Origin of the sequence: uncultured Salinisphaera sp. (assembly GCF_964012375.1) — a bacterium.
Lineage (GTDB): Bacteria > Pseudomonadota > Gammaproteobacteria > Nevskiales > Salinisphaeraceae > Salinisphaera.
Genome location: NZ_CAXGSH010000069.1, coordinates 1 through 21,927, shown reverse-complemented (window position 1 = coordinate 21,927; position 21,927 = coordinate 1). Strand labels below are relative to the sequence as shown.

The window sequence follows — 21,927 nt, the reverse complement described above, 5'->3', positions numbered from 1 at the left end:
GATAGAGTGTCGGCCTCCGAAGCCGAAGGTCGCAGGTTCGAATCCTGCCGGGCGCACCATATAAAAATGCCGGCCGTAGCGCCGGTATTTTTATATGGTCCATCGATAAGCTTCGAACCTGCGACAGACAGACAAGCATGGTTCGACGGGCTCGCGGAGCGAGCCCGAACCGTCGCGCAGCGACGCAGCCCGAAGGGCGAGGCGCGCCAGCGCCGAGTAATCCTGCCGGGCGCACCAATAAAACACCCGCCGCAGGCGGGTTTTTTATTGGTCTATCGACAATCATTCGAACCTGCGACAGATAGACAAGCAGGGTTCGACGGGCTCGCGCCGCTCGGGGCATGAGTCAGCCCGAAATCGCCCGTTATTCAAAACGCGCTACTTCTTCCATAGCCCAGCTGTCGAACGCCTCAAGGCCGGTGTGGTTTTCGGGTATTACGGGGATACGCATTCGCCGTTCGCTAACCCTGCGCGACCGCGATGACTGATTTTCCGGCCGCGAGTTCTTCGCGCACGAGAACGGACGGAATCGGGCGACGCCGTGAGTGGTCAATACCTGCCAGGCAAGTCACGATATGCACGCGCTGACTGTTGGTCGCGCACAGGCTGGCCTACAGGCTTTCACGGGCTGAGCGAGAGGAGTTCTTATGTGTGGTGCGTTGTCGGATATCCGCGTGCTGGACCTGACAAGGGTGTTGGCAGGGCCCTGGGCGGCGCAAGTGATGGGCGACCTGGGCGCCGAGGTGATCAAGGTCGAGCGTCCGGGTCGAGGCGACGATACGCGTGGGTGGGGGCCGCCTTACCTGGAAGACGCCGAGGGCCGGCCGACGTCGGAATCCGCCTACTTTCTTGGCGCCAACCGTAACAAGCGCTCGGTCGAGATCGATATTTCATGCGCCCAGGGGCAAGCGCAGATAAGGCAGCTGGTGGCCGAGTCGGATGTTCTGCTCGAGAACTTCAAAGTTGGCGACCTGGCTCGGTACGGCTTGGACTACGCGACCTTGAGCGAGATCAATCCTCGGCTGGTGTACTGTTCGATCACCGGCTTCGGCCAGGATGGTCCGTATGCCGGAAAGCCCGGCTACGATTTTCTTATTCAGGCCATGGGCGGTCTGATGAGTATCACCGGACGCCCGGACGATCAGCCCGGCGGCGGCCCCATGAAGAGCGGGGTCGCGTTAACCGATATAACGACCGGGCTTTATGCGTTGGTCGCCGTGCTTGCCGCGCTCAATCGACGCCATCAGAGCGGCGTGGGCCAATACATCGATGTGGCGTTGTTCGATGTTCAGGTCGCCTGTCTGGCGAACCAGGCGTCAGCTTATTTGACGTCTGGCCGCGTTCCGCACCGTATGGGTAACGCCCATCCAAGTATCGTCCCCTATGAGGACTTCCCCACCGCCGACGGGGAAATCATCTTGACGATCGGCAACGACCAGCAGTTCGCGCGTTTTTGTGACGCTGCAGAACATGCCGAGTGGAAGGACGATGAGCGATTTGCAACCAACGCCGCACGCGTCGAGCATCGCAAGGTTCTCGTGCCTCTGATACGGCAAACCACGGTGATGCGCACAACCGATCAATGGGTCGCCCTGCTCGACGCGGCCGGTGTGCCCTGCGGGCCGGTCAACAGTATCGACGATGTATTCCGTGACCCACAGGCGCAGCATCGCGACTTGCGAATCACAATGGCGCATCCGTTGCAGCGCGAGTTGAGTTTGGTGGCGAGTCCGCTGCGGCTATCGGAGTCGCCCGTTGCTTATCGGCGGCCACCGCCGATGCTGGGCGAGCATACCGACGAAGTGCTGCGTGAGATCCTGGGAGACTGAACCCAGGCCCGACTTCGATCCAGGCTTCAGGGGTTTAAGCAGTCGCTTTGGCAGGCCTTTGCGTCGCGTAGGCAAGGGCTGCCAGGCCGGCGAGTTTTGGGCCTTGTCGGTTCGTCGCACCCGCGATGTGCGCCTCAAATTCAAGAACGATGGCTGATTGAGGCATTCACCCCGAAAAGCGTTCGCGGCGTCTGCCCTAGTGAATCGATCGGGGGCGTATCTGCGAGGTCTGGTTCAGGCCGGCAGCGAACGCGTCGGCCTCGACGGCGGGGCTGAACAGATAGCCCTGCACCTCGTCGCAATTCAGCTCGGCGAGCGTGCTCAGCTGGGATTCGAGTTCCACGCCTTCGGCGACGACGTCGAGCTTGAGCGAATGGGCCAGATCGATGATCGAACGCACGATCGCGTTGCCGCTGTCGACGTTATTGCCCAGCCGTGCAACGAAGGCTCTATCGATCTTGAGCTGGTCGATCGGCAGGTCGCGCAGATAAGACATGCTCGACAGGCCGGTTCCAAAATCGTCGATGGATATGCGTATGCCCTGACTACGCAACTTACCCAGCGTGTGCAGGGCTTGTTGAAGCTCGGGCACGGCCGCGGTTTCGGTGATCTCGCAGATCAGATCGCGCGGGGAGAGTCCGAATTCGGCCAGGATGGCGGCGATGGTGGTGGCCAGGGCCGGATCGCGCAGACAGCTGGCCGACAGGTTGAACGCGATCGGAGGTACGTGCAGGCCCTGGCTGCGCCAGTCGCGTATGTCGGCACAGATAGCGCGCAGCATGCAGTTCTGCAGACTGCTGATCTGGCGCGAGCGTTCGGCGACGGCGATGAACCGATCCGGCGGCACGAAACCATCGGCCGGATGGTGCCAGCGTGCCAGGGCTTCGGCGCCGACCAGGCGCCGCGTACGCACGTCGTATTTGGGCTGGTAATAGGGTTGGATCTGCCCGCAGTCGATCGCTTCACTCAATTCGCTTCGAATGGTGACATCGCGCTCAACGCTTTGTGCCAGCTCGGAGGTGAAGAAGGCGTACTGATCGCGGCCGGCCTGCTTGGCGCTGTACATCGCCATATGCGACGCGGTAATCAGGCCCGCTGCGTCGTAGGCGTCGATCGGGTAGCGGGCCACGCCGATGCTGCCCGACAACCGCGTCTGGCCGGAGTGGATATCCCGGATCAGCGCAAGCAAGCGCTCGCAGTGACGATGCAGGCTGCGACTGCCGACGTCGCCGGTCATCAGGATCAAGAATTCGTCGCCACCGACACGGGCGACGGTATCGCCCGCCTGGGCGGACTGGCTCATGGCCTGGGCGAGGCGGGTGAGCAGCGTATCGGCGGCATCGTGCCCGAGGCTGTCGTTGATTTGCTTGAAACGGTCCAGGCCGATATGCAGCAGCGCGGCGCGCTGGCGGTTGGCGTGCGCAGACATGATGGCCTGTTCCAGGCGCTCGCGCAGCAACGGTCGATTGCCAAGCTGGGTGAGGGGGTCGTGGCGGCTGGCGTGGTGCAGCTGCAGATTGGCCATGTCCAGCGATCGAACCAGCTGCGCGGTGCGCCTGTGCATACGCCGATCCAGGGCGATTGCAATGAGCAGGGTCGCCGACAGCAGCACGGTTGTATTGCAGATCAACAGCGCCAGCCAGCGCCAATCCAGTTCGCTGGCGGCCGCACTCGTGCTGGTGGCAGGAAACTGGGCGGCCTGAATACCGACATAGTGCGTGCCCACGACGCCGATCGCTAGCAGCAGCGCGCCCGCAGACTTGCGCCCGAAGGCGCTCAGTCCGCTGGCCGAGGGCCGGCTGAAGGCGATGCGCAGAGACGTATTGCAGGCAGCGATGGCCACGAGTATCGATAGCGCGACCCATACGCGGTCGTAGACGATCGGCGGCCTGATCTGCATCGACCCGATGCTTAGATAGTGGAGGGCCAGGATAGTGCCGGCCAGCAGCAGGCTGGCGCCGAACAGCTCGGTTCGGGTCAATCGCTGTCGTATGAGCAGGGCCAGTGCAACGAGCGAAGCCAGCACGCCCACCAGCCAGGCCAGGGCACAGATATCGGCTCGAAAGCCGATATCGATAGGCAATGCCAGAGCGAGCGTGCCCAGCAGATGCGTCGACCAGATGCCGGTGCCCAGAGCGATCGCACCGGCCACGAGCCAGGCATAGCGAGATACCTCGGGCATGGTCCGTATTCGGCTCGCCAGATCGAGCGCGGTATACGCAGCCATCAGCGCGCCCGCCAATGATGCGGCCACCAGTCGGTCGTCGTACGTGGCGGTTAAAAAATCCATCCCCCGTCCCCGCAGCGCATCGTGAAATACTTGGGCCGAGCGCTGGCCTGTCTAGATGCGACTCTTTCGTTTATAGGGAGTGCGCCTTTCTTTGTCTACAGTGGCTGCCGATCGAGCCGGCGCGGCGCCTGTGTGCCGCGCCGTGCGGCGCCCCTATTCGAACGGCGGCTCATGCTGCCAATCGAAAAAATCGGGCATATCGCTGGATACGCGGTTGGGGAAGTTCGCCGGCCGTTTTTCCAGAAATGACGAGACCCCTTCCTTGGCGTCTTCCGAGCGCCCACGAGCACGAATTGCCTGGCTATCGATACGATGCGCATCCATGGGATGGCCCTGTGCATGCATGCGCCAGAGCAGCTGGCGGGTCATGGCGATAGAGACCGGCGCACTTTCGTCGGTAAGTTCGTGCGCGAGTGCGACCGCTGCGCCGTAGAGCTCGTCTGCGGCGTGCAGCGAACGCACCAGGCCCCGCTCATGGGCCTCGCTCGCCGGAAACACGCGGCCGGAATAGCACCATTCCAATGCGGTCGACATGCCTACCGCGCGGGTGAGAAACCACGACGAGGCGGCTTCGAGGGTGATACCGCGGCGTGCGAACACAAAGCCGAACTTGGCCGTGTCGGCCGCGATACGGATATCCATGGGCAGCTGCATGGTGGCGCCGATGCCCACCGCCGCGCCGTTGATCGCACCGATGACCGGTTTGAGGCTGCGATAGATACGCAGCGTGACCTGGCCGCCGCCGTCGCGAACGTGGTCTTCGCCCTGACGCTTGTCGTAGTCGAAGGTATCGCCGCCCGACGACAGATCCGCGCCTGCACAGAACGCCCGCCCGCGGCCCGTGACGATCACCGCACGCACCGCGTCGTTGGCGTCGGTATGGTCGAAGGCCGCGATCATCTCGTTCTTCATCTGCGGCGTGAAAGCGTTCATTTTCTCGGGACGGTCCAGCCACAGGGTGGCGATGCCGTCCTCGATATCCAGCGAGATGGTCGAGAATTGCGGTGCGGTCATGGGGGCTCCTCGCAGTTTATTCTTGGATTTGAGAAATGCGCGATCAGCGATCATAGCGTTTCTGCGGGCACGAACGACTCCGCAATTGCCCGCAGACGTCGTCAGACACCGCAGGCCGCTCCGCGGCTGTGGCGCCGCATACAAGGCGCGTTTCCCGGGAAAGAAAACATGACTGCTTGCCTGCCACGGGCGCCAGCGCGCAACTTGAACACTGCCGGCTAAGGGCGCACGGCATGAAATCATTGCCGTTGGCAGTTCATAATCGCAGCCTTGGCGCGTATCGGTCGTGTTTGCTCGAACAGCTGGCCGGCGACGCGTTGCTATCCGTTTCAAGGACATGCCTGTGAAGACGCCCGGTTGGCAGAGCCACCCCGAACGCTACGATCTACGCCATACCCTGGCGTTGCAATACGCGCATCTGGATACGATCCGGCACGTCAACAACGTGGCGGTGCACGGCCTGCACGTCGAGGCACGTATTCGCTATCAGCTGGCGGTGCTGGGGCAGGCGCATCTGTTTTCCGATACCGTGCTGCTGCGCCCGCGTCGCACGCTCACCCAGTTCTTGCGGGAGACCCACTACCCCCACGATGTGACTTGCGCCACGCGCCTGGTCGAGGTAGCCGCCGATAGCTATCGCCTTGTTACCGGGCTGTTTCAGCTGGGCGAGTGCGTGGGCGTACAGGACTGCTTGATGGGCGCCTGGCATGTCGACCGCTGGGTCGCGCTGCCGCAAAACGTGCATGCGGCATTGGCAGAGCGCCGCGCCGCGCACGACGTGCCGGTCAACGACTGGCCGGCGGTGCCGCCCGCGCACGTACCGATATCGGGCTATCCGGCCGTGGCCGAGATTTCCGGGCGCTATGCCGATCTTGACCCGGATGCGGTGATTGGTGAACTGGCGGTTTCACGGTACATGGAGCAGTCGCGGGCCGGCACGCTGCGTCCCATCCGCAATGACCCGGCGCTGGGCATGCTCGTGGCCGGCGTGGATCTGAGCTATCACCGCTGGCATCGCGGCCGTGCCAACGTCCAGGTGACCTGCGGCATCGACCGGATCGGCAACAGCTCATTCGCCCTGGCCGGCGCGGCCGCGGTGGGCGACAAGCGGCTGGCCACCGCCCGTAGCACCATGGTGCTCATCGACCAAGAGCGGCATCGGCCGACGCCGATCACGGCGGACCTGCGTGCGTCGATGCAGGCGCTGTACATCAGCGCCGACGCAGCGGATGACGATCGTATCGTTGGCGGCATGCCAGGCGTTTAAGCCCCGGTCGACGACGGGCGGCGGCAGGGTCGACCCATCCAGAGCGGTTCGCGACCGCGATCGATCGCCCGTGCGGCGCGATTGGGATGGGCCGTCGCGCGTTCATTCTGTTACTATCCGCGCGCTCGAAAGGCCGGGGTCCGGTTCGTGTCATGTCACGGGCAGGCCAGGCCTTCAAGTCGAGCGCAGCCGCGCCCGTCGCGTTCGCGACCGCCACGCCGCCGTTCCGGCGGTTGCTGGCCCTGGCGCTTGCTCTGTGAAACGAATAATCCGGTGTCTGAGGTGACTGACAGACGCCATCGATGCCGGTGCCGTGCGGCCATGCCGCCCGACAGCGCGAGGTATCGTTCAGCAGGCACGAGACACGATGATCCAATCGATACGACAAACCTGGTTCTCCAATATCCGGGCCGACGTGCTCGCCGGCACGGTGGTCGCGCTGGCGCTCATTCCGGAGGCGATTGCCTTCTCCATCATCGCCGGGGTCGATCCGAAGGTCGGCCTCTATGCCTCCTTCTGTATCTGCGTGGTGATTGCGTTCGCGGGCGGACGCCCGGGCATGATCTCGGCGGCGACCGGGGCGATGGCGCTGTTGATGACCACGCTGGTGGCCGAACACGGGCTGCAGTACCTGCTCGCGGCCACGCTGCTGACCGGCGTGCTGCAGATCGTCGCCGGCGTGCTCAAGCTCGGTGAGCTGATGCGGTTCGTCTCCCGGTCCGTGGTCACGGGCTTCGTCAACGCCTTGGCCATTCTCATCTTCATGGCCCAGCTGCCCGAGCTCACGGGTGTGACCTGGCATGTCTATGCCATGACCGCAGCCGGGCTGGGCATCATCTACCTGTTTCCGTATGTGCCGGTCGTCGGGCGCATGCTGCCGTCGCCGCTGATCTGCATTCTCGTACTCACGGGCGTCTACATGGCCAGCGACATGGGCATCAATACCGTGGGCGACATGGGCGAGTTGCCGGATACGCTGCCCGTGTTCCTGTGGCCGGATGTGCCGCTGACGCTGGAGACGTTCTGGATCATCCTGCCGTATTCGATCATGTTGACCGTGGTCGGCCTGATGGAATCGATGATGACGGCCACGATCGTGGACGATCTCACCGATACGCCCAGCGACAAGAACCGCGAATGCCGCGGGCAGGGCATCGCCAACATCGGCGCGGGCCTGCTGGGCGGCATGGCCGGCTGCGGCATGATTGGCCAGTCGGTCATCAACATCAAATCGGGCGGTCGCACCCGTTTTTCCACGCTGACCGCCGGTGTCGTGCTTCTGGTGATGGTGGTGTTCCTATCCGACTGGGTGTCGCTCATTCCCATGGCGGCACTCGTAGCCGTGATGATCATGGTTTCGATCGGCACCTTCAGCTGGGAATCGCTGCGCGATATGCGCAATCATCCGATGAGCACGAACGCGGTGATGGTCACGGTCGTTGCCGTGGTGGTGGCCACCCACAATCTGGCGATCGGCGTGTTCGTGGGCGTGCTGCTGTCATCGCTGTTCTTCGCCAACAAAGTGGGGCGGCTGCTCTATATCGGCAGTCGCGAAACCGACGACGGCCGCTCGCGAGAGTATGAAGTGGTCGGGCAGGTGTTCTTCACTTCGGCCGAGAAGTTCGTGGCCGGCTTCGACTTCAAGGAGGCGCTGGACCACGTGCGCATCGACCTGCGTCGTGCCCATTTCTGGGATATCACCGCGGTCGGCGCGCTCGACAAGGTGGTGCTCAAATTCCGGCGCGAGGGTGCCGAGGTCGAGGTGGTGGGGCTCAACGAAGCCAGTGCGACGCTGGTCGACCGGATCGCCGTGCACGACAAGCCCGACGCTGAGAAACTGCTCGGCGGTCATTAGCAACAACAAGTAACCGAGGAGTTCTCATGAGCGAGCGCCACGTCACCGCTTGTATCGACGGGTCGGCCTATTCCCAGGCGGTCTGCGATGCGGCTGCCTGGGCGAGCCTGCGCCTGGATATCGGGCTGACCTTCGTGCACGTCATCGACAAGACCGGGCGCGCGGCCGAGTCCGACGTGAGTGGCCAGATCGGCCTCGGGTCGCGCGAGCACCTGCTTGCCGAGCTGGCGCAGCTCGACGAGCAGCGCGCCCGTCTGGAGCGCGAGCAGGGCCGGATCATGCTCGATGCCGCCTGCGAGCGCGCCGCGGCCGACGGCGTGGCCAATGCCGCCTCGCGCCAGCGCCACGGCGCGCTGGCCGAAACCCTGGTGGAAATGGAAAGCGAAACCCGCCTGCTCGTGCTCGGCAAGCGCGGTGAAACCGCCGATACCGCCCACGAGCATCTGGGTTCCAATCTCGAACGGGTGATTCGCTCGCTGCATTGCCCGATGCTGATTACGCCGCCTGCGTTCAAAACCCCCGAGCGGATCGTCGTTGCCTTCGACGGCAGCCGTACCTCGAAGGCGATGATCGAACGTATCGCCGCCAGCCCGCTGTTTGCCGGCGTGGTCTGTCACCTGGTTTTCGTCGGCGATGCCAGCGACGACTGCCGCAACAAGCTCGACGAGGCCAAGGCCGCGCTCGAGGCTGTCTGCGGCGAGGTCACGATCGCCGTGCTCGAGGAGGGCGAGGTCGAGGCCACGCTGCGCGCCTACGAACAGGCCAATGATATCGACATGCTGGTGATGGGCGCCTATGGCCATTCGCGCATCCGCCATCTGCTGGTGGGTAGCACCACCACCGAAATGATTCGTCATGCGAACCTGCCGGTACTGATCCTGCGCTAGCAGATTGTTTTCGCGCAAGAAAAAGGGGCGATTCATCGCCCCTTTTTTCGTTCGGCCCGCAGTCCTGTCGTGGTTTCAAACGCCTTCTATCACGGCGTCATGACCACCTTGATGCAGCCATCTTCCTTGGCATTGAAGTTGGCATAGGCCTGGGGCGCGTCGCTCAGCCCGTAGCGATGGGTGATGATGAACGACGGGTCGATCAGCCCCTGTTCCACGGTATTGAGCAGGCCCTTGAGATAACCCTGCATATGGGTCTGGCCGCCCTTGACCGACAGCGACTTGTTCATCAGCGCGTTGATCGCGAAACCGTCCACCTTGTCGGTATAGACGCCCGGCAGCGACAGCCGCCCGCCCTTGCGTACCGACATGATCATTTCGTTGATCGCATGCGGATGATTGTCTTCCGTGGAATCCGCGCTGCGGCGTATGGCTTCCGGATCGCCCTGACCATGGGCTTCGGCGCCCACGCAGTCGATACCGCAGTCCGGCCCGCGCCCGCCGGTCATGTCGAGCAGCTTGCTGTAGACGTCGTCTTCTTCGAAGTTGATCACCTCGGCCCCGGCCTTTTCTTGGGCCAGCTTCAGGCGCTCGGGTACGCGATCGATGGCGATGACGCGGCCCGCGCCCATCATCCAGGCGCTGCGAATCGCGAACTGGCCGACCGGGCCACAGCCCCAGATGGCGACCGTGTCGCCGGCTTCCATATCGCATTGATCGACGGCCTGGTAGCCGGTCGGGTAGATGTCCGACAGAAACAGCAGCTGATCGTCGCGCAGGTCGGATTCGACCTTGATCGGGCCGACGTCGGCATAGGGTACGCGCACGTACTCGGCCTGGCCGCCGGGGATGCCGCCGAGCACATGCGAATAGCCGAACAGGGCGGCCGGCGAATGGCCCATCAGCTCGGCGGCCTGATCGGCGTTCGGGTTGGAGTTGTCGCACAGCGAATACAGATGCTTGTTGCAGAAAAAGCAGCTGCCGCAGGAAATGGTGAAGGGTACGACCACGCGATCGCCCTTTTTGAGATTGTTCACGGCCGAGCCGGTTTCCACGACTTCGCCCATGAACTCGTGGCCGAGCACGTCGCCGGCCTGCATGCCGGCCATCAGGCCGTTGTAGAGGTGCAGATCGGAGCCGCAGATCGCGGTGGCGGTGATCTTGATGATGGCATCGCGATCCTGCTGGATGGTCGGATCGTCGACGTTGTCGACGCGTACGTCGTGGGTGCCGTGCCAGGTGAGTGCTTTCATAAGGCGCTCGCTGTTGTTCGAAAGCTTGAATCTGCATCCTGCATGCGGGCGCGGCGCCCGTGGAATGCGCAATATCACTGAACCTCGCGCCGGGAAAAGACTTTTGCCCTGGCTGCAGCAACGCACTCGAAAACGCCGCCGGCTCGGGGCCGAGCCGGCGGCAGGGCAGTGCTACAGCACGCCTTTTTGCTTGGCTGTATGGGTCGCGATCACATCCATGAGGGTGGGCGACAGGCAGTCGTAGGGTTCCAGGCCGGCATCGTGCAGGTGGCGGCGGATTTCGCCCATCCGGTTGGGGTCGGTGCCGGCTTCGATGATCGACGACACGAAGGCCGCGAACTGTGGCGGTTCCCAGCCCTGCTCGTCGGAGAGTTCGGTATGAATGAAGTCGAGGCCGTAGAACGGATGTTTGCTGTCTTCGATATGCCCGACCATGTGGGTGCCGCAGTCGCGGCAGGCGTGACGTTTGATCGCCGCGTTCTCGTTGACGACCTTCAGCTTCTTCTCGTTTTCACGGATCTTGACGCTGTCGCTGGGCACCACCGCGATCTGGGCGAAGGTGGCGCCTTCGGGTTTCCAGCACATCGTGCAGCCACAGACATGGTTGTGCGCGCACTGGGAAGAAACCTCGACCTGGACAGGGTCTTTGCTGCAGCGGCATTTCAGCGTGCCGCCGGAGAAATTCTCTGCTGCCGGCGTCATGCCTTTATCGACGCTGGGATGTATCGTGATCGTCATGGCTGTTCCTCGTCTCGCAATTAATCGATTTATGGGCCGTCGGCCTGTTGTGTGCCGGCGTTCGCGCCGGTTCGCGATCCACACTACGCCCTCGATGAAACCGAGCGAATGCGACGTAAGCAGGGTGCCGCGAACGGGCAGTGCCGTGTCGGGGCTGCCTCGTCGATGAGCGCCGCAGTGCTTTTCTGGAGCCTGGCCGGCTGGCTGCTGGGGTCGCTGGTGTTCGAGGCGATCGTATGTCTGCGCCAGTGGCGCCATCTGGCGGCCGAGCTGCGCGCGCCTTCGCAGCAACGGCTTCTGCGCTATGGCCAGCGGCGGGCGCTATTTCAATGGCTGGCAGGCTTCGAACGCGTGGCACGTATCGTCTTCTGGCTTGCCAGCGGCGCGCTCGCGGGCCTGTATGCCGGCCTCGAGGCCTACGCGTGGGCCGGCGTGCTGGCGTTTGCTGTCGTATTCGCGGCCCTCGATCAGCTGCTGTGCGAGATGCGGGTGTGGGCACGCTGGCGGTTCGTCGAGCGTACCGCCGGTATGTCGACCCGCACGTTCGCCGCGGTCGCAGGCGACAGCGCCCGCCGGGTAATGCTCAATGCGACGCTCGCGGTGCCGGCTTGCCTCTGGGTTCTGTGGCCGTTCGCCGTGGCGCCGTTCGGCTGGGCCTGGCCGGCGAGCGGGGTGCTGATGATCGTGGGCACGGCTTTCCTGTTCTGGGCACGGCCGAATCTCATCGCGCCGCTGTTCGAGCGTTTCGAGCCGCTTGCGCCCGGCGAGCTGCGTCAGCGCCTCGAGGCCATGATGCAGCGCTGCGGTACCCGCCTTGAGCAGGTCCTGGTGGTGGATACCTCGCGCCGCTCGCGCGGGGCCAACGCCTATTTCACCGGCCTGGGCCGATCCAAGCGGGTGGTGCTTTCGGATACGCTGATCACTCACCTGTCGGCGGCAGAACTGGAGGCCGTCATGGCCCACGAGCTCGGTCATTACCGCTGTGGTCATCTGCAGCGTTTTTATGCCAGTCAGGCCGTGCTTCTGTTCGGTGGTTATCTCGCGATCGGTACGGTTGCGGCGTGGGCGGATCTGGCGATAGCGCCGGCGCTGCTCGCGGTGGCGGCCTATCCGTTGTTGCCGGCGCTGGGCTGGCCGCTGCAGGGCTGGCAGTCCGCGCGCCGGCGGCGCTACGAATACGAGGCCGATGCCTATGCCGCCGAACACGCCCAGCCGGCCGCGCTGATCTCGGCGCTGGAGAAACTGCTGGCGAACAACCTCACCGCGCCGACCATGGACCGCTGGTATGCCGCGGTGTTTGCGACCCATCCGCCCGGGTCCGCGCGGCTGGCAAGGCTGCGCGCGATCGATGGCTAGCATGAGTCGGCAGCGCATGCGCGCGGGCTCATGCCTGCTGTGGCTGTGCCTGTTCGGGTATGCGCTCGGCGCGTCGGCAGCCACCACCGTGTCGATACCGGCCGATCCGCTGGACTCGTCGCGCTGGCGTTATATCGTGGCCGAGCATTTTCGCGACGCCCGGATTGTGTTCGACGAACGCGTGCAGGTGTTCGCGCCGGGCGCGAGCGAAGACGGCCGGGCCACGCCGGTTTTCCTGCGCATATCCGGCCTGGAAGACGTACGCCAGATCCGCGTACTGGCGGATGCCGCCGCCCCCGGCGCGGTGCTGGATTATTTTCCGGGCGCAGCGCCGGCAGCGCGCGATTTCAGTCTGGGATTCGGCCTGCGCCTTGCCCAGGCCACGCCCCTGCGGGCGGCCGTACTCACGGGCGACGGCGTATGGCATATCGGCGGCCGCTGGATCGATGCCCAGGGCGGCGGCTGTGCCGCGCCGAGCATGACCGCGAGCGATGCAGCAGAGCCAGGCGCGGGGCCTGGCATCGAGGCGCAGGTCTGGCCGCGACCGGAAGGTTATCAACGCTTGAAGTTTCGTATTCGACAGCCGGCGTCGGACAGCGAGTCGGTGCCCGCGATCGACCGGATCAGCGTAAGCGATAGCGCGGGCGAGCCGCGCGCACGGCTGGTCCCGGGCAAGTCGCTGGCCACCACGGCGGTATTCACCCTGAATATTGCCGGCCGCGAACCGTTGCATATCGAGGTGCGCGACGTCCGGGGGCAGCGCTATGGCAAGGACGTAGCCCCGGCTGCCAGGGCCGCGTCGCCGTGATGTCGGCGCGTTGTATCGTCCTGCTGTGCCTGTGGCTGCTGTGTGCCATCACGCCGGCTGGCGCCAACGACTATTACGATCTGGTCCCGCAACGCATCGCGCCCGATACCTATGTATTCCTCGGCGCGCTCGAGGCCTTCGATTTCGACAACCATGGCGCGGTGGCCAACAGCGGCTTCATCGTGACCGAGCAGGGCGTGGTGGTGATCGATACCGGCCCGTCGCGCCTCTACGGCGAGGCCATGCGCGCCGCCATCGCCCACGTCACGGACCGGCCGGTGGTGCGGGTGTACATCACCCATGCCCATGCCGACCATTTTCTGGGCAACAACGCCTTCGCGGATGTGCCTATTGCTGCGCTACCGGCCACCGCACGGACCATCCGTAGCGCCGGCGAGGCGATGGCCCGACATCTCTACGACCGCGTCGGCGCGGCCATGCGTGGTACATCGGCCGTGGTGCCGGATGAGATCATCATGCCCGACATGGAGCCGGTCGTGGACTACGGTGATCACCGGCTCGAACTGATCGCCACGGCCGGGCACAGTCCGGCCGATCTCATGATTCTGGATCGTCGTACCGGCGTGCTCTTTGCCGGCGACGTCGTATTCCACGACCGGGCGCCGGCCACGCCGCATGGCGATATCGCCGGCTGGCAGCAGGCGCTGGCAGGCGCAGCCCGTACCGGCTTTCGTATCGTGGTGCCCGGGCACGGACCGGTGGCAAGCGACGACACACCGCTCGAGCAGACCGGTGCCTATCTGCGCTGGCTGGTCGAGCGCCTGCAGGCGGGGGCGGCGCGCGGCGACAGCGCTGCCGAACTGATGTTCGAAGCGCTGCCGCCGCGCTGGGCCGCGCTGGCCGTACAGCCGGCCGAATACCGGCGCTCGGTGACGTATCTCTATCCGGCGCTGGAAAAGGCGACGCTCGAGTAGCGGCTTGCCGGGGCCGCCGGCCGGCGCGGCTAGCCGAAGCTGTCGCGCACGATGTTTTGATACCAGGCACGGGCATAGTCGGCTTCGGCGGCGCGGGTTTGCGAGTCGGCCGCCAGCGCGGATATGCCGCCGGCGTTTGCGATGGCGGCCAGCGTATCGCCATCGAGCCGATATACCTCGGTAATGCTGATGCCGTAGTCCGGGGCTACCAGGCTGTAGCAGGCGTTGATCAGCTTTGTTTCCACGGCCGGCTCGCCGGCCAGGTCGCGGGCGATGGCATGGGCACACAGCTTTGCCTGCATGTTGGCGGCATAGGCGGATTTGGGCATGGGCTCGGCACGGGCGGCATCGCCGATCACATGCACGCCCGCGTGGCCGGCTACCGAGAAGTCGTGGGCCGTGACCGGCACCCAGCCGGCGGCGTCGGTCAGTCCGGCATCGCCCGCCAGACGCCCGGCCCGTTGCGGCGGAATGATATTGAGCACGTCGGCTGCGTATTCGTCGCCGCTGATCGTACGCACGCGCCGGCTCTGGCTATCCACCGCCACCACGCGTGCGCCGTCGCGCCGGCCGCCGCGCCACTGCAGCCGTTCGCCGTAGCGTGTGCCCCAGGCGGTGCGAAACAGCGGCTCCTTGGAAAAATGATCCTTGGCGTCGAGGATCAGCACGCTGGCCTGCGGTTTGTGCTGCTTGAGAAAGTGGGCGATCAGGCTGGCCCGCTCGTAGGGCCCCGGCGGGCAGCGATAGGGATTGTCCGGCACGCTGATCACCACCCGGCCGTTGTCGGGCATGGCCCGCAGCTGTTGGCGCAGGGTGCGCAGCGCTTCGGCGCCGCCGGGCCAGGCATGGGGAATACGCTCGACCTGTGCCGGGCCGTAGCCGTCGATCGCGGCCCAGTCGAAATCGATACCGGGGGCGATTACCAGCCGGTCGCCGCCGATGGTGCGGCCGTCGGCCAGCCGGATACGGCGCGCGGCCGGTTCGACCCCGTCGATATCGGCATGCACGATGCGAACGCCGGCCGCGCTCAGGCCGGCGTGGCTCTGGGTGATGGACGAGATCGGGCGCAGGCCGGCGATCACCGCATTGCAAAACGGGCCGGTGACGAAACGCGGCTGGCGATCCACCAGCGTTACGCGCAGCTGGGGGGCGAGCCGGCGCAGTGCAAGCGCACAGCTGGCGCCCGCGAAACCGCCGCCGGCAATCACCACCGTCGGCGGCGCGGCCCGTGCGCGACGCAGCGGCAGGCCGAGTGCGCCGAGCGCGGCCGCGCCGGCCAGCCCGCGCAACAGGGTTCGGCGATCGCTACGGGGCATGGCGCTGTTCGTTGTCGCCGCGGTCGAGCGCGGCGAAATAGTCGGCCAGGGCTGCGGTCTGTGCCGCGTCGTAGGCGGGGGCGATACGGTTCATGATCGTCCCGTCGCCGTGGCGAAATGCCTGCATGCGGTCCATGAAGACATGCCGGTTCATGCCGGCAAGCGAAGGCAGGCCGGTAACGGAGCGCCCCTCTGGACCGTGGCAGGCACTGCAGGCGCTCGCCAGCATCTCGCCTTCGCCCGCGGCCGCCACGGCAGCGGCGAACACGGTCAGCAGCGCGGCGATGACACGGGCCCGATATCTCATCCTTTCGAAACTACGCCCGGCACGCCCGGGCGGCAAGCGCGGGCCAGGACGGCGGACGAACGGCGCCATCGCCTGCCGAGCATTGTTCCTGCCGGACGGTCTGCGACTATTCGCGGGCTTGCGCCCCGCGGCCCTTAGCGGGCAATTTAAGCTTTCAAACAACGATATATCCCGGCCCGTGTGCAAACGCGGCGGGATGACGAATAACGCGGTCGGCGCAAGAGCCGACCCAGGGCGACGGTGTCGAGGCGGTGCGGCCAAGAGATCGGGCAGGAGAATCCATGACGACACCCGTGCGTGGTGCAAGGCGGCTATGGCTGGCAGGTCTGATCCTGCTCGTGTCGTTGCTGGGCGGCTGTTCGGGCGATACGCCGGATAACGTCGACGAGCCGCTGCGGATCGGCGTGCTCAAGTTCGGCACCGTCAGCTGGGAGATGGATACGATCCAGCGCCATGGCCTGGCCGCAAAGCACGATGTGGCCATCGAGGTGGTGCCGCTGGCTTCGGAGAACGCGCTGGCGGTGGCGCTGCAGGGCGGGCGCGTCGATCTGATCGTCTCCGACTGGCTATGGGCAGCGCGCCAGCGCGCCGACGACCGCCGCTATCAGTTCGCGCCCTATTCGCGGGCGGTGGGCGCGGTGATGGTCAACCCGGCATCGGGGGTGACCACGCTGGCCGATCTCGACAACAAGAAGCTGGGCATCGCCGGCGGCCCGGTGGACAAGACCTGGCTGCTGCTGCGTGCCTACGCGCAGAAGACCCGGGGCATGGATCTGGAACAGGCGGTCGAGCCGACCTTTGCCGCGCCGCCGATGATCAACCGGCTGCTGCTCGAGGGCGATCTGCCGGCCGCGGTGAATTTCTGGCACTACAACGCACGCCTGTCGGCGCTGGGCATGCGTCCGCTGGTCAGCGTCGAGCAGATGCTCGAAGGCCTGGGTATCGATACGGTGCCGCCGCTGCTTGGCTGGGTGTTCGCCGAGGACTGGGCCGACCAACACCGGGCCGAACTGCAGCATTTTCTGGCCGCCAGCCAGGATGCCAAGCGCCTGCTCGACGAGTCCGACGAGGCCTGGGCGCCGCTCGAGGTGATGATCAAGCCGGAAAGCGAGGCCGTTTTTGCCGCGATCCGTGAGGGCTACCGCGCCGGCATCATCAAACGCTACGGCGCCCCGGAAATTGCGGCGGCAGGGCAGCTGTTCGACGTGCTCGCCAGCGAAAGCGACGGCCGGCTCACCGGCGGCGTGACCCGGCTGTCGCCCGACGTGTTCTGGGATGGCTATCGCCAGCCGTGACATGGCGCGGGGGCGTTCGCCCGTGAATCGGCGTCCGGCGCTGGTGCGTGCTGGGTCGTTCGCCGGCCTGGTGCTGGTATGGCAGATCATCGCGCTTGTTGCCCGCAGCGACGTGCTGCCCGGCCCGCTGGCGGTGCTGGAAGCGCTGTTCGCGCATACGCTGTCGGGGGAGCTGCCCTACCATCTGACAATCACCCTGGCCCGCGTGGGCGTGGCCTTTATGCTGGCGATGGCCATCGGCACCGCGGTGGGTATCGTGCTCGGGCGTTATCGCCAGCTCGATCTCGTGTTCGACGGCGCGCTGGTGCTGGGGCTCAACATCCCGGCGCTGGTGACCATCATCCTTTGCTACGTGTGGTTCGGCCTGAACGACGTTGCCGCAGTGCTGGCGGTCGCGCTCAACAAGATTCCCACCGTGGTGGTGATGGTGCGCGAAGGTGCGCGCGCGGTGGACCCGAAACTGCTTGCCGTGGCCCAGGCTTACCGCGTGCCCCGGATGGTGTCTTTGCGGCAGGTGTTTCTGCCGCAGCTCTATCCCTATCTCATGGGCGCTGCCCGTAGTGGCCTGGCCCTGATATGGAAGATCGTGCTCGTGGTGGAGCTACTCGGGCGCAGCAACGGCGTGGGTTTTCAGCTGCATGTGTACTACCAGTTCTTCGATATCAGCAGCATCCTGGCGTATACGCTGGCGTTTGCGGGCGTGGTGTTGCTCATCGAAGCCTGTGTTATGCGCCCGCTCGAAAACCGGCTCTCGCGGTGGCGGGCATGAGCGGTCTGCATATTCATATTCGCGAAAAGCGCTTCGACGGCGCGGCCGTTCTGGGCGAATGCTGCATCGAGGCCGCACCGGGCGAGTTCATCGCGCTGGTCGGCCCCTCCGGCGCCGGCAAGAGCACGCTGCTTTCGCTGGTGGCCGGTCTCGATGACGACTACGACGGCGACATCACATGGAATGGTCGGCCGCTGTCGGCCCCCGGTCAGTCACCGGCGCATATGGGCATGATGTTTCAGGAGCCGCGGCTCATGCCCTGGCTGAGCGCGCTCGATAACGTCAAGCTCGCCGAGGCCGAACGCAGCGCGCACGAGCCCGGCTATCGGTCTCGGGCTGCGGGGCTGCTTGAAGAAGTCGGCCTGGGCGAGGCGCTGCACGTCTGGCCCAATCACCTGTCGGGCGGCATGCAGCGACGGGTGGCGCTGGCGCGGGCGTTCGTGGTCGAGCCGCAGCTGTTGCTCATGGACGAACCGTTCGTATCGCTGGATATGCCGACCGGCAATCGCCTGCGTCGTTCGCTGCTGCAGCTGTGTGAACGCCAGCGCCCGCTGGTGCTGTTCGTCACCCACGATCTGCGCGAAGCGCTGGCGCTGGCCGATCGCGTCGTATTTCTCGGCGGTACGCCGGCCCGCGTGCTGCTCGATCATCCGGTCGAAGGCGCACGCGGCAAAGATCTGGAAAGCGCCGAGGTAGCCGCGGCACAACAGGCCCTGCTGGCGCGCCACCCACGGCTGCTCTCCGGCATACTCGATCCGGGCCAGCCTCTGGCCACCCACGAGGACACTGCATGAGCCAGGCTGCTTTGAAAGTCGATGCGGTCAGCAAATCCTATGGCGCGCTGAAGGCGCTCGATGCGCTGTCGCTTCGCGTCGAACCGGGCGAGTTCGTGGCATTGCTGGGCCCGAACGGCGCCGGCAAGAGTACGTTGTTCCAGCTGCTGACCGGTTTGTTCGTGCCCGATGAAGGCGCGATCGAAGTCGCCGGCCACGACATGCGGCGCGACGCGCGTGCGGCACTGGCCAAGCTCGGCGTGGTGTTTCAGCAACCCACGCTCGATCTGGATCTGAGCGTGGTGGCGAATCTGAAGTTTCATGCCCGCCTGCATGGCATGGGGGGCAGAGCAAAAGCCCGTATCGACGACGAGCTGGCGCGTATCGGCCAGGCCGAGCGCGCCCAGGACCCGGCCCGGGCGTTGTCGGGCGGCAACCGGCGCAAGATCGAACTCGCCCGGGCGTTGTTGCACGAGCCGGCCCTGGTGCTCATGGACGAGCCGACCGTGGGCCTGGACCCCGGCTCGCGCGAGTTGCTGGTCGACTATGTACACAAGCTCTGTGCCGAGCGTGGCATGGGCGTGCTCTGGGCGACCCATCTGGTGGATGAGGCCGAGCGCGCACACCGCGTGATCGTGCTGCACAAGGGCCAGCGCATTGCCGTGGATACGCCGCGCGCGCTGTGCGAACAAACCGATACGGCTTCGCTGGGGGCGGCGTTTCTCGCGCTCACCGGCGAAGCGCCAAAGAAAAAAGAGGAGACCGTCTGATGCGTTTCAATCGATACAAACAGGCCCGGCTGGCGGTAGCAGCCGCGTGTCTGGCTGCGAGCCCGGCGCTGTTCGCGGCCGGTACCGGCAATGTCTATGTCTCCAGCGAAGACGATGACCTGGTTACTGTTTTCGACGGCCAGAGCATGGACAGGATCGACACCATCGCGGTATCCGAGCGCCCGCGCTGGCTCGCCTTTTCGCCCGACCACAAAAAGCTCTATGTGGCCTGCGGTGACGACGACTCCATCGATGTCATCGACGTTGAGCAGGGCAAGGTCGTCGACCGGCTTACCGATATCGACGATCCGGAAATCTTCGCCATCGGCCCCGACGGCAGGCATCTGTATATCTCCAACGAGGACGATGCCCAGTTCACCATCTACGACATCGACGCCAAGAAGGCCGTGACGCGAATCGATGTTGGCCAGGAGCCCGAAGGCGTACTGGTCACGCCCGACGGCAAGACCGCCTACGTGACGTCGGAAGTGGCGAATATGGTGCACCGCGTGAACCTGGACAGCCACGAAATCGAAGCCAATATCGTGGTCGGCAACCGGCCGCGGCGTTTTGCGCTGTCCGCGGACGGCAACACGCTGTGGGTGACCAACGAGCTGTCCGGCTCGGTATCGCTGATCGATACGCAGACCAATGAAGTCAGCGACACCATCGAATTCAAGCCGCAGGGCTTTCGCCCGGAAGACGTCACCCCTGTGGGTATCAAACTCTCCGAGGATGGGCAGAGCGCCTTCGTTACGCTCGGGCGCGCGAATCACGTCGCGTTCGTGAACGCGAAAACGCATGCCGTGGAGGACTATGTGCTGGTCGGAGACCGTGCCTGGGGCATCGCCCAGAGCCGTGACGGCAAGCAGCTGTATATCACCAACGGTCTGTCCGACGACATGTCGATCGTCGATATCGCCGCGCACAAGACGTTGCGCTCGGTCCCGGCCGGGCGCGTGCCGCATAGCGTGGTTATCGACACGCTCGCCGAATGAGCATGGGCCGTTACTCGACAAGGGCGATGTGGCCCGCATTGCGGCGGTCAGCGCTGCTGTGTCTTTGTCTCGGCGCAATACTTTGTATGTTGCCGAGCCCGGCCGTCGCCCAGCAGAATCTCGAAAAATTCGACCTGGGCTATATCGGCTGGAACGACGACCCGCGCTATTCGCCGGCGCGCATGCAGCGCGAATACCAGGGCGAGCCCTGGGGGCGGCCCGTGGCTGGTGCCCGCGTGGCCATCGACGAAGCGCGTTTCCCCGGTATTGCGGCGGGGGTGAAGTTCGGCCTCGACGAAAAACTAGTATCGAATACGCGCGAGGTGCTGGACACGGTACGCCGCATGCGCGATAGCGGCGCCCGATTCATCCTGCTCGATCTGCCGGCCGGTACGGTTTCGCGGGTGGCGGCCGAGTTCGCCGGCGACGACCTGACGTTGTTCAACGTGGCCGCCCATGACGATCGCCTGCGCGGTGCCCATTGCCAGGCGAACCTCCTGCATACGATCCCGTCGGATGCCATGCGCAACGATGCGTTGGCGCAGTATCTGGTGTCGCGGCAATGGAAGAACGTATTGCTGCTGGTCGGCCCCGAATCGGCCGACAAGGTGCTGGCCCGGTCATTTGAGCGGTCGGCAAAGCGTTTCGGGTTGAATATCACCGGCACGCGCGCATTCGTGCTCGGCAACAACCCGCGCGAGCGAGAGCACAACAACCCCAAGCTGCTGACCTCCGGTGTGGACTACGACGCGGTCTATATCGCCGATACCCAGGGTGAATTCGCCCGCAACGCCAATTTCGCCATTCAGAAACCGCGCCCCGTGGTGGGCAGCGGCGGTCTGGTGCCCCAGGCCTGGCATTGGGCCTGGACGCGCCACGGCGCGCGTCAGCTCAACAATCGACTGGAAAAGAAGGCCGACCGGCATATGACGGCCTACGACTGGGCTGCCTGGGTGGCAGTAAAAGCAGTGGTGGAGGCCGTGCAGCGTACCGACAGCACCGACTACGCAAAGCTCGCGGCCTATATTCGCGGCGACGAAATCAATCTCGACGGCTTCAAGGGCTATCGCATGGGGTTTCGTGACTGGGACGGCCAGCTGCGCCAGCCCATGCTGCTGGGCAGCGGCAACTGGGTGGTTGCACGGGCACCGCTGGAGGGGTTTCTGCACCCGGACAACTATCTCGACACGCTCGGCTTCGACCCGCGCGAATCGGCCTGCAAGCTCGCAACCGACCACAAGGGGGCCTGATCCATGGCCCGTATTGCCCATGTGTTCGAGGCGCTGGTGGCGGTGTCCTCGCGCGAAACCGTCAAGTTCATGCACCAGCGGGGCCGGCTGGCCTCGGCGGTGGTCCGTCCGAGCCTGTGGCTGCTGATCTTCGCGGCCGGCTTCAAGAACGTATTCGGCATTTCCGTGCTGCCGCCCTACGACAGCTATATCGAGTATCAGGTCTACGTGGTGCCGG

General features: G+C 65.0%; 19 protein-coding genes and 1 pseudogene. 14 read left to right on the top strand and 6 right to left on the bottom strand.

Annotated features, from left to right (window positions below; all coding sequences use genetic code 11):
- Positions 1–647 precede the first annotated feature (647 nt).
- Complete coding sequence (locus ABNU97_RS12455; RefSeq protein WP_348767020.1) at positions 648–1,829, top strand: CaiB/BaiF CoA-transferase family protein; 1,182 nt, start codon at positions 648–650, stop codon at positions 1,827–1,829.
- Positions 1,830–2,025: 196 nt separating this feature from the next.
- Here the strand turns inward: ABNU97_RS12455 and ABNU97_RS12450 are convergent, their stop codons facing one another.
- On the bottom strand, positions 2,026–4,119 hold the full coding sequence (locus ABNU97_RS12450) for an EAL domain-containing protein (protein ID WP_348767019.1): 2,094 nt from the start codon (positions 4,117–4,119) through the stop codon (positions 2,026–2,028).
- A 153-nt stretch (positions 4,120–4,272) separates the two neighbouring features.
- Entirely contained in the window at positions 4,273–5,133 is an 861-nt protein-coding gene (locus tag ABNU97_RS12445) for a crotonase/enoyl-CoA hydratase family protein (RefSeq protein ID WP_348767018.1), read from the bottom strand.
- A gap of 343 nt (positions 5,134–5,476) precedes the next feature.
- On the opposite strand from ABNU97_RS12445, the gene ABNU97_RS12440 reads away from it, so the two are divergent.
- The 3 genes from ABNU97_RS12440 (at position 5,477) to ABNU97_RS12430 (ending at position 9,142) form a co-directional block, all read left to right on the top strand.
- Positions 5,477–6,400 (top strand): hypothetical protein, encoded by a 924-nt coding sequence (locus tag ABNU97_RS12440; RefSeq protein ID WP_348767017.1) that lies wholly within the window; start codon positions 5,477–5,479, stop codon positions 6,398–6,400.
- A gap of 367 nt (positions 6,401–6,767) precedes the next feature.
- Positions 6,768–8,255 (top strand): SulP family inorganic anion transporter, encoded by a 1,488-nt coding sequence (locus ABNU97_RS12435; RefSeq protein ID WP_348767016.1) that lies wholly within the window; start codon positions 6,768–6,770, stop codon positions 8,253–8,255.
- Positions 8,256–8,281: 26 nt separating this feature from the next.
- A complete protein-coding gene (locus ABNU97_RS12430; protein ID WP_348767015.1) occupies positions 8,282–9,142 on the top strand; it encodes a universal stress protein in 861 nt (286 codons plus the stop codon).
- 89 nt (positions 9,143–9,231) lie between these two features.
- Here ABNU97_RS12430 and ABNU97_RS12425 read toward each other — a convergent pair whose 3' ends face one another.
- Both ABNU97_RS12425 and gfa read right to left on the bottom strand, forming a co-directional pair.
- Positions 9,232–10,395 carry a zinc-dependent alcohol dehydrogenase gene (locus tag ABNU97_RS12425; protein ID WP_348767014.1) on the bottom strand — a complete coding sequence of 388 codons (1,164 nt, stop codon included), beginning with the start codon at positions 10,393–10,395 and terminating at the stop codon, positions 9,232–9,234.
- 171 nt (positions 10,396–10,566) lie between these two features.
- Positions 10,567–11,133 (bottom strand): S-(hydroxymethyl)glutathione synthase, encoded by a 567-nt coding sequence (gene gfa, locus ABNU97_RS12420; protein WP_348767013.1) that lies wholly within the window; start codon positions 11,131–11,133, stop codon positions 10,567–10,569.
- A gap of 165 nt (positions 11,134–11,298) precedes the next feature.
- Between gfa and ABNU97_RS12415 the strand changes: the two genes are divergently transcribed.
- From ABNU97_RS12415 to ABNU97_RS12405, 3 genes are read left to right on the top strand one after another with little or no spacing between them, the layout of a single operon-like run.
- A complete protein-coding gene (locus tag ABNU97_RS12415) occupies positions 11,299–12,489 on the top strand; it encodes a M48 family metallopeptidase (protein ID WP_348767012.1) in 1,191 nt (396 codons plus the stop codon).
- A gap of 1 nt (position 12,490) precedes the next feature.
- Positions 12,491–13,297 (top strand): thiosulfate oxidation carrier protein SoxY, encoded by an 807-nt coding sequence (locus ABNU97_RS12410; RefSeq protein WP_348767011.1) that lies wholly within the window; start codon positions 12,491–12,493, stop codon positions 13,295–13,297.
- Positions 13,297–14,232, top strand: coding sequence for a quinoprotein relay system zinc metallohydrolase 1 (locus ABNU97_RS12405; protein WP_348767021.1), 936 nt, complete (start codon positions 13,297–13,299; stop codon positions 14,230–14,232). The genes ABNU97_RS12410 and ABNU97_RS12405 overlap by 1 nt, the downstream gene beginning before the upstream one ends.
- Positions 14,233–14,261: 29 nt before the next feature.
- Here ABNU97_RS12405 and ABNU97_RS12400 read toward each other — a convergent pair whose 3' ends face one another.
- Positions 14,262–15,548, bottom strand: coding sequence for an NAD(P)/FAD-dependent oxidoreductase (locus ABNU97_RS12400; RefSeq protein ID WP_348767010.1), 1,287 nt, complete (start codon positions 15,546–15,548; stop codon positions 14,262–14,264).
- On the bottom strand, positions 15,538–15,855 hold the full coding sequence (locus ABNU97_RS12395; RefSeq protein ID WP_348767009.1) for a hypothetical protein: 318 nt from the start codon (positions 15,853–15,855) through the stop codon (positions 15,538–15,540). The genes ABNU97_RS12400 and ABNU97_RS12395 overlap by 11 nt, the downstream gene beginning before the upstream one ends.
- Positions 15,856–16,136: 281 nt before the next feature.
- On the opposite strand from ABNU97_RS12395, the gene ABNU97_RS12390 reads away from it, so the two are divergent.
- From ABNU97_RS12390 to ABNU97_RS12360, 7 genes and pseudogenes are all read left to right on the top strand, one after another.
- Positions 16,137–17,150, top strand: a complete 1,014-nt coding sequence (locus ABNU97_RS12390; RefSeq protein ID WP_348767008.1) for an ABC transporter substrate-binding protein — start codon at positions 16,137–16,139, stop codon at positions 17,148–17,150.
- On the top strand, positions 17,131–17,919 hold the full coding sequence (locus tag ABNU97_RS12385; RefSeq protein ID WP_348767007.1) for an ABC transporter permease: 789 nt from the start codon (positions 17,131–17,133) through the stop codon (positions 17,917–17,919). Before ABNU97_RS12390 ends, ABNU97_RS12385 begins: the two co-directional genes overlap by 20 nt.
- A complete protein-coding gene (locus tag ABNU97_RS12380) occupies positions 17,916–18,713 on the top strand; it encodes an ABC transporter ATP-binding protein (protein ID WP_348767006.1) in 798 nt (265 codons plus the stop codon). Before ABNU97_RS12385 ends, ABNU97_RS12380 begins: the two co-directional genes overlap by 4 nt.
- A complete protein-coding gene (locus tag ABNU97_RS12375) occupies positions 18,710–19,462 on the top strand; it encodes an ABC transporter ATP-binding protein (RefSeq protein WP_348767005.1) in 753 nt (250 codons plus the stop codon). The genes ABNU97_RS12380 and ABNU97_RS12375 overlap by 4 nt, the downstream gene beginning before the upstream one ends.
- Positions 19,462–20,460: a PQQ-dependent catabolism-associated beta-propeller protein gene (locus ABNU97_RS12370; RefSeq protein ID WP_348767004.1), complete on the top strand. Its 999-nt coding sequence runs from the start codon at positions 19,462–19,464 to the stop codon at positions 20,458–20,460. Before ABNU97_RS12375 ends, ABNU97_RS12370 begins: the two co-directional genes overlap by 1 nt.
- 86 nt (positions 20,461–20,546) lie before the next feature.
- The gene (locus ABNU97_RS12365) at positions 20,547–21,710 is read left to right on the top strand and encodes an amino acid ABC transporter substrate-binding protein (RefSeq protein ID WP_348767003.1); all 1,164 of its coding nucleotides are present in this window, start codon (positions 20,547–20,549) and stop codon (positions 21,708–21,710) included.
- A gap of 3 nt (positions 21,711–21,713) precedes the next feature.
- A pseudogene (locus ABNU97_RS12360) lies at positions 21,714–21,927 on the top strand (multidrug ABC transporter permease); the annotation flags it as partial.

What these genes read in the sequence shown, in the direction of transcription:
- ABNU97_RS12455 (WP_348767020.1), top strand. Translation starts at nt 648, where the DNA reads ATGTGTGGTGCGTTGTCGGATATCCGCGTGCTGGACCTGACAAGGGTG.
- ABNU97_RS12450 (WP_348767019.1), bottom strand. Translation starts at nt 4,119, where the DNA reads ATGGATTTTTTAACCGCCACGTACGACGACCGACTGGTGGCCGCATCA.
- ABNU97_RS12445 (WP_348767018.1), bottom strand. Translation starts at nt 5,133, where the DNA reads ATGACCGCACCGCAATTCTCGACCATCTCGCTGGATATCGAGGACGGC.
- ABNU97_RS12435 (WP_348767016.1), top strand. Translation starts at nt 6,768, where the DNA reads ATGATCCAATCGATACGACAAACCTGGTTCTCCAATATCCGGGCCGAC.
- ABNU97_RS12430 (WP_348767015.1), top strand. Translation starts at nt 8,282, where the DNA reads ATGAGCGAGCGCCACGTCACCGCTTGTATCGACGGGTCGGCCTATTCC.
- ABNU97_RS12425 (WP_348767014.1), bottom strand. Translation starts at nt 10,395, where the DNA reads ATGAAAGCACTCACCTGGCACGGCACCCACGACGTACGCGTCGACAAC.
- gfa (WP_348767013.1), bottom strand. Translation starts at nt 11,133, where the DNA reads ATGACGATCACGATACATCCCAGCGTCGATAAAGGCATGACGCCGGCA.
- ABNU97_RS12415 (WP_348767012.1), top strand. Translation starts at nt 11,299, where the DNA reads ATGAGCGCCGCAGTGCTTTTCTGGAGCCTGGCCGGCTGGCTGCTGGGG.
- ABNU97_RS12410 (WP_348767011.1), top strand. Translation starts at nt 12,491, where the DNA reads ATGAGTCGGCAGCGCATGCGCGCGGGCTCATGCCTGCTGTGGCTGTGC.
- ABNU97_RS12405 (WP_348767021.1), top strand. Translation starts at nt 13,297, where the DNA reads ATGTCGGCGCGTTGTATCGTCCTGCTGTGCCTGTGGCTGCTGTGTGCC.
- ABNU97_RS12400 (WP_348767010.1), bottom strand. Translation starts at nt 15,548, where the DNA reads ATGCCCCGTAGCGATCGCCGAACCCTGTTGCGCGGGCTGGCCGGCGCG.
- ABNU97_RS12395 (WP_348767009.1), bottom strand. Translation starts at nt 15,855, where the DNA reads ATGAGATATCGGGCCCGTGTCATCGCCGCGCTGCTGACCGTGTTCGCC.
- ABNU97_RS12390 (WP_348767008.1), top strand. Translation starts at nt 16,137, where the DNA reads ATGACGACACCCGTGCGTGGTGCAAGGCGGCTATGGCTGGCAGGTCTG.
- ABNU97_RS12385 (WP_348767007.1), top strand. Translation starts at nt 17,131, where the DNA reads ATGGCTATCGCCAGCCGTGACATGGCGCGGGGGCGTTCGCCCGTGAAT.
- ABNU97_RS12380 (WP_348767006.1), top strand. Translation starts at nt 17,916, where the DNA reads ATGAGCGGTCTGCATATTCATATTCGCGAAAAGCGCTTCGACGGCGCG.
- ABNU97_RS12375 (WP_348767005.1), top strand. Translation starts at nt 18,710, where the DNA reads ATGAGCCAGGCTGCTTTGAAAGTCGATGCGGTCAGCAAATCCTATGGC.
- ABNU97_RS12370 (WP_348767004.1), top strand. Translation starts at nt 19,462, where the DNA reads ATGCGTTTCAATCGATACAAACAGGCCCGGCTGGCGGTAGCAGCCGCG.
- ABNU97_RS12365 (WP_348767003.1), top strand. Translation starts at nt 20,547, where the DNA reads ATGTTGCCGAGCCCGGCCGTCGCCCAGCAGAATCTCGAAAAATTCGAC.